This window comes from Xanthomonas sp. AM6 (genome assembly GCF_025665335.1).
GTDB lineage: Bacteria > Pseudomonadota > Gammaproteobacteria > Xanthomonadales > Xanthomonadaceae > Xanthomonas_A.
Genome location: NZ_CP106869.1, coordinates 4867912 through 4879816 on the forward strand (window position 1 = coordinate 4867912; position 11905 = coordinate 4879816).

General features: G+C 70.1%; 8 protein-coding genes. 4 read left to right on the plus strand and 4 right to left on the minus strand.

Features of this window, described 5'->3' with window-relative positions:
- Window positions 1–139: 139 nt before the first annotated feature.
- From OCJ37_RS20795 to OCJ37_RS20805, 3 genes are all read right to left on the minus strand, one after another.
- Window positions 140–1039: a BPSS1780 family membrane protein gene (locus OCJ37_RS20795; RefSeq protein ID WP_263111566.1), complete on the minus strand. Its 900-nt coding sequence runs from the start codon at window positions 1037–1039 to the stop codon at window positions 140–142.
- Window positions 1040–1086: 47 nt separating this feature from the next.
- Entirely contained in the window at window positions 1087–1836 is a 750-nt protein-coding gene (locus OCJ37_RS20800; RefSeq protein ID WP_263111567.1) for a glutamine amidotransferase, read from the minus strand.
- A gap of 142 nt (window positions 1837–1978) precedes the next feature.
- Window positions 1979–3799 (minus strand): GspE/PulE family protein, encoded by a 1821-nt coding sequence (locus OCJ37_RS20805; RefSeq protein WP_263111568.1) that lies wholly within the window; start codon window positions 3797–3799, stop codon window positions 1979–1981.
- A 75-nt stretch (window positions 3800–3874) separates the two neighbouring features.
- Here OCJ37_RS20805 and glyQ point away from each other — a divergent pair, with 75 nt between their 5' ends.
- Together glyQ and glyS are read left to right on the plus strand one after the other, a co-directional pair.
- The gene (gene glyQ / locus OCJ37_RS20810) at window positions 3875–4783 is read left to right on the plus strand and encodes a glycine--tRNA ligase subunit alpha (RefSeq protein ID WP_263111569.1); all 909 of its coding nucleotides are present in this window, start codon (window positions 3875–3877) and stop codon (window positions 4781–4783) included.
- 159 nt (window positions 4784–4942) lie between these two features.
- Window positions 4943–7192 (plus strand): glycine--tRNA ligase subunit beta, encoded by a 2250-nt coding sequence (gene glyS / locus OCJ37_RS20815; protein WP_263111570.1) that lies wholly within the window; start codon window positions 4943–4945, stop codon window positions 7190–7192.
- Window positions 7193–7927: 735 nt separating this feature from the next.
- Here glyS and rep read toward each other — a convergent pair.
- Window positions 7928–9904 (minus strand): DNA helicase Rep, encoded by a 1977-nt coding sequence (gene rep / locus OCJ37_RS20820; RefSeq protein ID WP_263111571.1) that lies wholly within the window; start codon window positions 9902–9904, stop codon window positions 7928–7930.
- Between the two features lie 133 nt (window positions 9905–10037).
- Here rep and OCJ37_RS20825 point away from each other — a divergent pair, with 133 nt between their 5' ends.
- Both OCJ37_RS20825 and OCJ37_RS20830 read left to right on the plus strand, forming a co-directional pair.
- Window positions 10038–10658: a thymidine kinase gene (locus tag OCJ37_RS20825; RefSeq protein ID WP_263111572.1), complete on the plus strand. Its 621-nt coding sequence runs from the start codon at window positions 10038–10040 to the stop codon at window positions 10656–10658.
- Window positions 10659–10923: 265 nt separating this feature from the next.
- Complete coding sequence (locus OCJ37_RS20830; protein WP_263111573.1) at window positions 10924–11679, plus strand: SEL1-like repeat protein; 756 nt, start codon at window positions 10924–10926, stop codon at window positions 11677–11679.
- The last annotated feature ends 226 nt before the right edge of the window (window positions 11680–11905 follow it).

Here is an 11905-nt window from a genome sequence, read left to right on the forward strand (position 1 = left end):
CGGTACCGAAGCCCCTCCTGCAGATGCGAGCGACCTGCCAAGGCCGACAACGCCCTAGCCAGCCATGCACGCGAAGCGACCGGAACCCATCAGCCGCCGCTTCCACGAATCCCCAATCCCAACTCCCCAATCCCGGCCCTCAGGCCACGAACACGTTGGAAGGCGGCGGCGGCACCGCCGGCGCGGCGTCGCCGCTGTGCACGAACATCTGCTTCCACGCCGCGTACACCGCGCCGGCCAGGGCCGGCATCGCCAGCGCCATCAGCAGCAGCTGCGCGACCAGGGCGGCGATGGTCGGCCCGGCCAGCGCCTGCAGCAGCAGGATCACCAGCACCAGGGCGAAGTACAGCGCGAACATCGCGATGAAGGCCAGGATGAAGAACACCAGCATCGCCGGCAGGTTGTGCAGGCAGGCGCGCAGGCTGTTGCGCATCGCCGCTAGGCCGCCGCGGCCGTCGAACATCACCTGCGGGGCGAGCACGAACAGGGTCAGGGTCACCGCCACGAAGCCGACGAACACCAGCAGCAGCCACAGCAGGATGCGCATGGCCGGCAGCGTGGCCACCAGCTGCTCGACCTGCGCCGGATCGGGCTGGGCGCTGGACTGGCCGAGTTCGTTGAGCTTGGTCATCACCGTGCCCAGCTGCTCCCAGCCGCTCTGGCCGACCACCACCAGCGCCAGCGCGCCCAGCGCCAGGCCCACCAACACCTGCGGCAGCAGCGCCACCAGCAGGCTCGGCGCGCGGCCGTCGTGCACGCCCTGCAGCAGGTGCGCCGGCTGCGCGGTCCGGCCCTGGTCGACCTCGCGCACCGCCCACACCAGCCCGCCGAACAGCAACGGCCCGGCCAGGCCCAGCAGCAATTGCGCGAGCATGCCCAGGGTCGGGTTCAGCGCGCCCATCAGCAGCGCCAGCAGCGCCGCCAGGCCCCAGATCACGCCCAGCAGCCCCAGCGCCAGCGGCGCCCGGCGCAGCAGCGCGATCCCGGTCAACAGCCATTCCGCGCCGGCCGAGGCCGGCAGCTTGCGAATCTCGATCATTGCCAATCCGAAGTGGGGGGCGCCGTACGACGCGGCGCCTGCGCAGATTATCGCGGTTTTGCCGCGCCGCCGGCAGGTTGCTGGCCGCGCGCGTGCTGAACGAAGCGCCGCAGCAGCTTGCGCGCCAGCGGTGCGGCGCTGACCTCGCGGGCGATGGTACGGGCGCAGCGCCCGGCGCTGCGTAGACACTCGGCGCGGGCATGCACGTAGCCGCGCATGTGGTGGGTGGCGAACTCCGGGTGGAACTGCACGCCCCAGGCCGCTTCGCCCCAGCGGAAGGCGTGGCACTGGTCCTGCGCCGAGCGCGCCAGCACGGTGGCGCCGGCCGGCGCGCGCAGCACCGTCTGCAGGTGCGTGGCGTGGGCCGGGAAGCGCCCGGGCAGGCCGGCGAACAGCGGATCGTCGAACGCCGGCGGGTGCAGGTCGATGTGCACGGTGCCCGATTCGCGCCCGGCCGGGTTGTAGGCGACCTCCCCGCCCAGCGCGTGCGCCAGCAGCTGGTGGCCGTAGCAGATGCCCAGCAGCGGCGTGCCTTCGTGGGCGGCCTCGCGCAGCCAGTCGGCCGAGCGCTCGCTCCACTCGGCGCGGTCGGTGACGAAGGCGGCCGAGCCGGTGACGATGACCCCGGCGAAGCCGGCGCGCGCCGGCAGCGCCGCGCCGGCGGCGACATTGGCGACCACGGTATCGCGCTCGGCCAGGCCGGCGGCGACGCGGATCCAGTGCGGGAACCGCCCATAGCGCCGCATCGTCGCCACCGGTTCGCCGGTTTCGAGGATCAGGAAGGGCGCAGCGGGCATACGGAGAGGTCCAACGGCATTGCCCGATTCTAGACGCCAACGCACTGCGCGTTACAGGCGCCACCGTTGCCGATGGCATAGCGAGATAACCGCGGCTCATCAGAAGGGCCGGCAGCCCCTGCCTGTCCGGGCCAGCGCGGGCTCACTCGCGCGGCGGCAGCACCGACAGCACTTCCTCGATGGTGGTCAGCCCGGCGGCGACCTTTTCCAGGCCGGCGCGGCGCAGGCTGCGCACGCCCTCGGCCTGCGCGGCACGGCTGAAGCCGGCCAGGTCCATGTCGGCGCGGATCAGCGCGCGCAGGCGCGGCGTCACCGGCAGCAGTTCGTACAGGCCGACCCGGCCCAGGTAGCCGGTGCGGCGGCATTCCAGGCAGCCGACCGGGGCGTGGGTCTGCAATGCGTCCGGCAGCGCCTCGCCCGGCTCGCGCAGCGCGTCCCATTCGAGGTCGTCGAGCGTGTGCGGGCGCTTGCAGTGGCTGCACAGCGTGCGTACCAGGCGCTGCGCCAGCACCCCGTTGAGGGTGGAGGCGACCAGGTAGTGCGGCACGCCCAGGTCGAGCAGGCGGGTGATCGCCGAGGGCGCGTCGTTGGTGTGCAGCGTGGACAGCACCAGGTGCCCGGTCAGCGAGGCCTGCACCGCCATCTGCGCGGTCTCCAGGTCGCGGATCTCGCCGATCATGATGATGTCCGGGTCCTGCCGCAGCAGGGTGCGCACGCCGCTGGCGAAGTCCAGGTCGATGTTGGTCTGCACCTGCATCTGGTTGAACTCCGGCGCGATCATCTCGATCGGGTCCTCGACGCTGCACACGTTCACGTCGGGCGTGGCCAGACGCTTGAGCGTGGAATACAGCGTGGTGGTCTTGCCCGAGCCGGTCGGGCCGGTGACCAGCACGATGCCGTGCGGGCGCTCGACCAGCGATGCCCAGCCGGCCGCCTCCTGCGCGCTGAAGCCGAGCTGGTCCACGCTCTTGAACGCCGCGTCCGGGTCGAAGATGCGCATCACGCACTTCTCGCCGAACGCGGTGGGCATCGTGGACAGACGCATCTCGGTCTCGCGCCCGCCCGGCGAGCGGGTCTTGATGCGCCCGTCCTGCGGGCGCCGGCGCTCGGCCAGGTCCATGCGCCCGAGCACCTTGATCCGGCTGACGATGGCGGTCATCACCGCCGGCGGCACTTCCAGCACCTTGTGCAGCACGCCGTCGATGCGGAAGCGCATGCGCCCGGCCTCGCGCCGCGGTTCCAGGTGGATGTCGCTGGCGCGCTGCTCGAAGGCGTACTGCAGCAGCCAGTCGACGATGTGCACGATGTGGTGGTCGTCGGCGTTGACGTCGCCGCCGCGGCCCAGTTCCACCAGCTGCTCGAAGCTGGGCAGGCCGCTGCTCTGCTCGGTGCGGCCGTCCTTGGCCCCGCGCACCGAGCGGGTCACGCCGAAGAACTCCATCGTGTAGCGGTGCAGGTCCAGCGGGTTGACCACCGCGATCTCGATCCGGCGCCGCGCCAGGTGCTGCACGTCGGCCAGCCAGTCCAGCGCCAGCGGCTCGCTGGTCGCCACCAGCACGCGCTCGGCGTCCAGCGCCAGCGGCAGGATGCGGTGGCGGCGCGCATAGGCGTGCGAGACCACGCCGGTGACCGCGGCCACGTCGACCCGGGTCGGGTCGATGCGCAGGTAGCGCAGGCCGCAGCGCTGCGCCAGCCATTCGGTCAGCCGCTCCAGGCCCAGCTCGCTGCCCGGCGGGCGGGTCGCGGCCAGTTTCAGGTTGGACAGCAGCACCAGCGGATGCACGTCGCTGACCGTGCGCGCGGACTGCGCCGAGAACTGCATGCGGCCGCGCTCGGCCGGCGCGACCAGGCCGTCGGCGAGCAGCGCCGCGGCCACGCGTTCGAAACTCAGGCGCCCCGGCGGCAGCGACACGGCGGCAGGAACAGGCACGGCGGGCGGCTGCGCGGCAGGTCGCGAATCCATGGTCAGGTCCGGTGCGCGGAAGTCCCCGCAAGTCGGTCGCTATACTAGCGCACCCCCTTTGCCGGCCTTTGCTGCATGCCCGACTCCCGGTCCGTTCCGATCACGTTCCAGGGTCTGATCCAGACCCTCAACCAGTTCTGGGCGCAGCACGGCTGCGTGCTGATCCAACCGCTGGACCTGGAAGTGGGCGCCGGCACCTTCCACCCGGCCACGTTCCTGCGCGCGCTCGGGCCCGAGCCGTGGAACGCCGCCTACGTGCAGCCCTGCCGCCGTCCCACCGACGGCCGCTACGGCGAGAACCCGAACCGCCTGCAGCGCTACTACCAGTACCAGGTGGCGATGAAGCCCAACCCGGACAACATCCAGCAGCTGTACCTGGATTCGCTCAAGGCGCTGGGCATCGACCCGCTGGTGCACGACCTGCGCTTCGTCGAGGACAACTGGGAATCGCCGACGCTCGGCGCCTGGGGCCTGGGCTGGGAGGTGTGGCTCAACGGCATGGAGGTCACCCAGTTCACCTACTTCCAGCAGGCCGGCGGGCTGGAGTGCAAGCCGGTGCTGGGCGAGATCACCTACGGCCTGGAACGGCTGTGCATGTACCTGCAGAACTGCGACAACGTCTACGACCTGGTGTGGACCTACGGTCCGGACGGCGCGCCGGTCACCTACGGCGACGTCTACCACCAGAACGAGGTGGAGCAGAGCGCGTACAACTTCGAGCACGCCGACGTGGCCGAGCTGTTCCACCGCTTCGACGCCTGCGAGCGCGAGGCGCAGCGGCTGGTCGAACTCGGCCTGCCGCTGCCGGCCTACGAGCAGGTGACCAAGGCCAGCCACGCCTTCAACCTGCTCGACGCGCGCCGCGCGATCTCGGTGACCGAACGCCAGCGCTACATCCTGCGCGTGCGCGCGCTGGCGCAGGCGGTGGCCAAGGCCTACCACGCGCAACGCGAGAAGCTGGGCTTCCCCGGCGTGAAGCGCTGAGGCCGCAAGCCCCTCCCCCATCGGGAGAGGGGTTGGGGTGAGGGTACGGGGCGAAGCCCCGCAGACCTGAACTTCCAAAAGCGTCGCCCGAACCCTCATCCGCCCCTTCGGGGCACCTTCTCCCGCAGGGAGAAGGGAACCGCTAGCAAGGTCTGACACATGAGCGCACTACACCCCCTGCTGATCGAACTGGGCACCGAGGAACTGCCGGTCAAGGCGCTGCCGGGCCTGGCGCAGGCGCTGTTCGACGGCGTGATCGCCGGGCTGGAGAAGCGCGGCATCGCCTTCGAGCGCGGCGACGCCAAGCCGCTGTCCACGCCGCGCCGGCTGGCGGTGCTGCTGCCGGGCGTGGCCGCCGAACAGCCCGAGCAGCGCTCGGAGGTGCTCGGCCCCTATCTCAACATCGCGCTGAACGCCGACGGCCAGCCGACCAAGGCGCTGGCCGGTTTCGCCGCCAAGGCCGGCATCGACTGGACCGCGCTGGAGCGCACCAGCGACGCCAAGGGCGAGCGCTTCGTGCACCGCGCGCTGACCCCGGGCGCGCAGACCGCCGCGCTGCTGCCGGAGATCCTGCGCGAGGCGATCGCGGCGATGCCGATCCCCAAGCCGATGCGCTGGGGCGACCACGACTATGGTTTCGCGCGGCCGGTGCACTGGCTGGTGCTGCTGTTCGGCAACGAGGTGGTGCCGGTGCAGTTGTTCGGCGTGCAGGCCGGCCGCGACAGCCGCGGCCACCGCTTCCTGCACGACGCGCCGGTGCCGCTGGCGCAGCCGGGCGATTACGTCGCCGCGCTGGAGGCCGCGCAGGTGCTGGTGGACCCGGACACGCGCCGCGCGCGCATCGTCGCCGAGGTCGAGCAGGCCGCGCGCCAGGCCGGCGGCAGCGCGCGCATCTCCGAGGACAACCTGGAGCAGGTGGTGAACCTGGTCGAATGGCCGTCGGCGGTGCTGTGCCATTTCGAACCGGCGTTCCTGGCGGTGCCGCAGGAAGCGCTGATCGAGACCATGGAGAGCAACCAGAAGTTCTTCCCGGTGCTCGACGCCGGCGGCAGGCTGACCGAGCATTTCATCGGCATCGCCAACATCGTCTCGCGCGACGTGGCCGAAGTGGCCAAGGGCTACGAGCGGGTGATCCGCCCGCGCTTCGCCGACGCCAAGTTCTTCTTCGACGAGGACCTCAAGCAGGGCCTGCCGGCGATGGGCGCAGGGCTGGCGAGCGTGACCTACCAGGCCAAGCTCGGCAGCATCGCCGACAAGGTGCAGCGCGTGGCCGCGCTGGCCGAGGCGATCGCGCCGCTGGTCGGCGTGGACGCCGCACAGGCGCGCCGCGCCGCCGAACTGAGCAAGAACGACCTGCAGTCGCGCATGGTCAACGAGTTCCCCGAACTGCAGGGCATCGCCGGGCGCCACTACGCCACCGCCGCCGGCGAGCCGGGCGAGATCGCGCTGGCGATCGACGAGGCCTACCAGCCGCGCTTCGCCGGCGACGACATCGCGCTGTCGCCGCTGGGCAAGGTGCTGGCGATCGCCGAGCGCCTGGACACGCTGGCCGGCGGCTTCGCCGCGGGCTTGAAGCCGACCGGCAACAAGGATCCGTTCGCGCTGCGGCGCAATGCGCTGGGGTTGGCGCGGACGGTGATTGAGAGTGGGTTTGATGTGAATCTGAAGACCCTGCTGGCCGACACGTTGGAATCCCTCCGTGTCGAAAGAGAAGCAAAGGCGGCCGAAGAAACCGTGCGCAAGATGAAAGAGCTTCAATCGAAGGGCATGGACGTAAAGTCGGCGGAAGTGAAGCCTTTGCCGGTTGATGTCCAAGCGCATTCCGCTGAACTGTTCGACTTCGTCCTCGACCGCCTGCGCGGCTACTACGCCGACAAGGGCGTCCCGGCGACGCATTTCAACGCGGTGGCGGCCTTGTTCTCGGTCGCGGCTGAAGCCGCTCCTACAGGGAGCGCCGCGGCGTCGGTGGGAGCGGCTTCAGCCGCGGCCGCCACGCACGGATCGCTGTACGACTTCGACCGCCGCATCGACGCGATCGGCATCTTCGCCACGCTGCCGGAGGCCGAGGCGCTGGCCGCGGCCAACAAGCGCATCCGCAACATCCTGCGCAAGGCCGAAGGCGCGATTCCCGCGCAGATCGACCCGACCCTGCTGCGCGAGCCGGCCGAAAGCGCGCTGGCCGAAGCGGTGGAAGCGGCGATCGTGGAGACCGACGGCGCGCTGCGCCAGCACGACTACGTCACCGTGCTGAACTTCCTGGCGCGGCTGCGGCCGCAGGTGGACGCGTTCTTCGACGGCGTCATGGTCAACGTCGACGACCCGGCGATCCGCGGCAACCGCCTGGCCCTGCTCAAGCGCCTGGGCGACCGCCTCGGCAGCGTCGCCGCGATCGAGCACCTGTCGTCATAAGCCACGCCACGAGTGGATACATGGAGAGGCCGCGAAAGCAGCCTCTGCTTTTCTGTAGGAGCGACTTCAGTCGCGACGAACGAAGCCAGCAGTCCACCGCCAAGTGAAAAGCGCCGGGACTGAAGTCCTCCCACAGTGCACCCGGCCGGCTACCTCCGAGTGCTTGCCGAGCGAATCCGCTTGAAAGCCACTGCCTCTGGCGGCACTGCTTCATGTAGGAGCGACTTCAGTCGCGACGAACGAAGCCAGCAGTCCGACAGCCAAGTGAAAAAGCGTCGGGACTGAAGTCCTCCCACAGTGCACCCGGCCGGCCACCTCCAAGCGCTTGCCGAGCGAATCCGCTTGAAAGCCACTGCCTCTGGCGGCACTGCTTCATGTAGGAGCGACTTCAGTCGCGACGAACGGAGCCGGCAATCCCGCAGCCAAGTGACAAGCGCAGGCACTGAAGCCCCTTCCACAGTGCACCCGGCCGACCGTGTACACGCACTGTGTCTTAGCCCCTCTCCCCGGGAGAGAGGTTGGGGCGAGGGTCCGGCGCGAAGCGTCTCGTGGAATTCGGCTGCACGAGGCTGCGCCCGTGCCTCATCCGCCCGTTCGGGGCTCCTTCTCCCGCCGGGAGAAGGGAACGGCCAGCCGGTTGCCGCCTGAGCGCACTGCCCTACCCCAGGCCCGCCGCTCTCAGCCCACGCACAACCGGCGTTACCAATCCCAAATCCCCACTCCCCAATCCCGGCCTCAATCGAACAACGCCTGGATCGCCGCCAACCCTGCCGTTGCACGCTCCTTCTTGCGCTCGGCGTCGGCCACCGGGTCGGCGCCGTCCCGCTGCATCTCCTCGGCGGGAATCTCATCGAAGAAGCGGCTGGGCTTGAGCCGGATGTGCTCGCCGAACTTGCGGGTCAGCTTGCTGTAGCTCATCCACAGCTGCTCCTTGGCGCGGGTGATGCCCACGTACAGCAGGCGCCGCTCCTCCTGCAGGTTGCCCTCCTCCAGGCTGACCTCGTGCGGCAGCACGCCGTCCTCGCAGCCGACGATGAACACGTAGCGGAACTCCAGGCCCTTGGACGCGTGCATCGTCATCATCCGCACCTGGTTGCCGCCGTCGTCCTTGTCGTTGCGCGACAGCAGCGCCAGCTGCGCGGCCAGGTCGCCGACGGTGGCGCCGCGCGGGCCGCCCTCGAACCACTTGGCCAGTTCCTCCAGATTGTTGCGGCGGCGCTGGAAGCTCGCCTCGTCCTTGCACTGGCTGCGCAGTTCGCGGATCAGCCCGGACTGCTCGGCGAGCTGGCGCACCACGTCGGCCGAGGACAGCGTGGCCGAGGCGCGGCGCAACTCGTGCAGCACGTCGACGAAATCGCTCAGGCCGTTGGCCGCGCGCGGCGGCAGCTGCTGCAGCGCGCCCATCGACTCGGCCGCGCGCGACATCGGCAGGTGCTTGGCCGCGGCCAGCTCGGCCAGCTTGGCCAGCGAGGTGGCGCCGACCTCGCGCTTGGGCGCCTGCACCGCGCGCAGGAACGCGGCATCGTCGTCGGGATTGACCAGCAGCCGCAGCCACGACAGCACGTCCTTGACTTCCTGGCGCTCCAGGAACGCGGTGCCACCGGTGATGTGGTACGGCACGCCGGCCAGCTGCAAGGCCTTTTCCAGCGGCCGCGACTGGAAGTTGCCGCGGAACAGGATGCAGAAGTCGCTCCACGGCGCCTGCTTGGCCGCGCCCAGGTAGGCGATCTCGGCGGCCACCTTCTCCGCCTCGTGCTCGCTGTCGCGACACTCCCACACGCGGATGCGCTCGCCGTCGGCCTGGTCGCTCCACAGGGTCTTCAGGTGCTCGTGCGGGTTGTGCGCGATCAGCGCATTGGCCGCACGCAGCACGCGGTTGGAGCAGCGGTAGTTCTGTTCCAGCTTGATGATCTGCAGCGCCGGATAGTCGCGCCCCATCTGCATCAGGTTTTCCGGGTTGGCGCCGCGCCAGGCGTAGATGCTCTGGTCGTCGTCGCCCACGCAGGTGAAGTTGCCGCGCGGGCCGGCCAGCATCTTCAGCAGCCGGTACTGCGCGTCGTTGGTGTCCTGGCTCTCGTCCACCAGCAGGTAGCCGATGCGCTCGCGCCAGGCCATGACGATGTCCTCGTTCTCCTCCAGCACCTGCACCGGCAGCCGGATCAGGTCGTCGAAGTCCACCGCGTTGAACGTGCTCAGCCGCGCCTGGTAGCGCGCGTACAGGCTGGCCGCTTCCTGCTCGCGGTTGCTGCGCGCCGCGGCCATCGCCTGCTCCGGCGACAGCCCGGCGTTCTTGGCGCGCGAGATCAGGTTCTTGGCGTCGTCGATCGCGTCGGGCTTGGCGCCGTGCATCAGGTCCTTGATCTGCGCGGCGGCATCGTCGGCGTCGAAGATCGAGAAGCCGCGCTTGAGGCCCACCGCGGCGTGCTCGATCTGCAGGAACTTCAGCCCCAGCGCGTGGAAGGTGCAGATGGTCAGGCCGTCGGCGGCGTCGCCGCGGATGCGCTTGGCCACGCGCTCGCGCATTTCCTTGGCCGACTTGTTGGTGAAGGTGATCGCGGCGATGCGCTTGGCCGGATAGCGGCCGGTGGCGATCAGGTGCGCGATCTTCTCCACGATCACGCGGGTCTTGCCGCTGCCGGCGCCGGCCAGCACCAGCAGCGGGCCTTCGCAATGCAGCACCGCGGCGCGTTGGGGGGGATTGAGACCGTGCATGAAGACTTCCCTGGGCCGCGCATTGTAACGGGCGCCGGCGCGCGGCGATGCCGGGCCGGCGCGCCGGCGCTGAACGGGTTTCCCCGGCCGTTCCGGCCTGCGGCGCGGCCGGCCGCCGCGCTAGAATCGGGCCATGGCGAAACTGTATTTCTACTATTCGGCGATGAACGCCGGCAAGACCACGACGCTGCTGCAGTCGGCGCACAACTATCGCGAGCGCGGCATGCGCACCGCGATCCTGACCCCGCAGCTGGACCACCGCGACGGCAGCGGCGTGGTCGCCTCGCGCATCGGCCTGCGCGCGGACGGCAACACCTTCGTGCCCGGCACCGACCTGCTGGCGCTGCTGCAGGAGGACATCGCCGCCCACGGCGCGCTGCATTGCGTGCTGGTGGACGAGGCGCAGTTCCTCAGTCGCGCGCAGGTCTGGCAGCTCAGCGAGGTGGTCGACCGGCTGCGCATCCCGGTGCTGTGCTACGGCCTGCGCACCGATTTCCGCGGCGAACTGTTCGAGGGCAGCCAGTACCTGTTGGCCTGGGCCGACGAGCTGCAGGAGATCAAGACCATCTGCCACACCGGCAGCAAGGCGACGATGACCGTGCGTGTGGACGCCGACGGCCATGCCGTGCAGGACGGCCCGCAGGTGGAGATCGGCGGCAACGAACGCTACGTGTCGGTGAGCCGCGCGGAGTTCAAGAAGATCATGCGCGGCGAAGGCCGCATCGATCCGCTGCAGATCGCGCTGCCGCTGTAACGCGCATCGCCGAACCGGTGGCGACGGTGCTGCTCCGGCGCTGCGCCGTGGTCGCGCAGCGCCGGAGCAGCGCGCAGGGCGGACTGCCCGCGCCGCCATTCGCAGCGGGGCGGTTCCGACCGGGCCCGCCGCTGCGTGCGGGCCTGGTGTCGCGGTCGTGAACGTCATCGGAAACGCCAGGCCGGCATAGGCCATCAGTCTATGGATCGCGGCTGCGGCGCGCGTCTAGAATTGGCGGCGATCGCACTCATGGGAAGAGAGAGACATGCATCCGTTCAAGGGATATGCCGTCGGCGGCTGCACCGCCCTGGCCGTTGCGGTTCTGCTCGCGCTGTCCGGCACGGCCGCCGCCGCCGACAATGCGCGCACGTTCGAAGACATCCCGGCGCAGGTACTGACCGACGGGTTTCTCGAAGCGCATCTGGACCTGTTCTACCGCCGCGCCGGGATCCGCGCCGACAAGAAGGGCGAGTTCGCCGAGGCCAAGAAGAACTACCAGCTCGCCGCGCGCTATGCCGACAAGCCCTCGCAGGCGCGGCTGGGCGAGATGTACTGGGAAGGCCAGGGCGGAGCGCAAGACCGCGCGATGGGTTTCCTGTGGATGGCCCTGGCCTCCGAGCGCGGCTACGAGGCATTCACCGCGCGCAAGATGGAGTACTGGAGCCAGCTGACCCCGGAAGAGCGCCAGCGCGCGATCAAGCAGGACAAGAAGATGCTGGCCGAGTACGGCGACCAGGCGGCCAAGCCGCGCCAGGAAGCGGTCTTGCGCCGCGAAGCCGGGCGCAGCACCGGCAGCATGCTCGGCCACTCCGGCGCCTCCGGCCTGCAGATCAACGGCCCGCGCGGCGGCAGCATCGACCCGGAAGTGTTCTACGCCAAGGAGTTCTGGGAACCGGCGGCGTACTGGAAGCTGCAGGACCGGGTCTGGGACGGGCGCACGCCCGGCCGCGTGGACATCGGCGATGTCGAGGACATCACCCAGGAGACCGCGCCGAAGCCGCAGGAACCGGCCAAGCCCTGAGCCGGCTGCAATGCGCGGCGCCGGACACGCCGCGGCGCCGCCAAAAGCGTCGGGACTGAAGTCCCTCCCACAGTGCATCCGGCCTGCCCTGCGCAAGCCTCTGCAGGAGCGGTTTCAGCCGCGACGAGCGAAGCTCGGCAAGTTCAGAGCATCGAGGTTGCCCGCCGCAGCGCATCCGGCCTGCTCTCCGCAGACCCCTGTAGGAGCGGCTTCAGCCGCGACGAGC

Bases quoted from the DNA above. Each gene is read 5' to 3' on its own strand.
- OCJ37_RS20795 (WP_263111566.1), bottom strand. From the start codon at position 1,039: ATGATCGAGATTCGCAAGCTGCCGGCCTCGGCCGGCGCGGAATGGCTG.
- OCJ37_RS20800 (WP_263111567.1), bottom strand. From the start codon at position 1,836: ATGCCCGCTGCGCCCTTCCTGATCCTCGAAACCGGCGAACCGGTGGCG.
- OCJ37_RS20805 (WP_263111568.1), bottom strand. From the start codon at position 3,799: ATGGATTCGCGACCTGCCGCGCAGCCGCCCGCCGTGCCTGTTCCTGCC.
- glyQ (WP_263111569.1), top strand. From the start codon at position 3,875: ATGCCCGACTCCCGGTCCGTTCCGATCACGTTCCAGGGTCTGATCCAG.
- glyS (WP_263111570.1), top strand. From the start codon at position 4,943: ATGAGCGCACTACACCCCCTGCTGATCGAACTGGGCACCGAGGAACTG.
- rep (WP_263111571.1), bottom strand. From the start codon at position 9,904: ATGCACGGTCTCAATCCCCCCCAACGCGCCGCGGTGCTGCATTGCGAA.
- OCJ37_RS20825 (WP_263111572.1), top strand. From the start codon at position 10,038: ATGGCGAAACTGTATTTCTACTATTCGGCGATGAACGCCGGCAAGACC.
- OCJ37_RS20830 (WP_263111573.1), top strand. From the start codon at position 10,924: ATGCATCCGTTCAAGGGATATGCCGTCGGCGGCTGCACCGCCCTGGCC.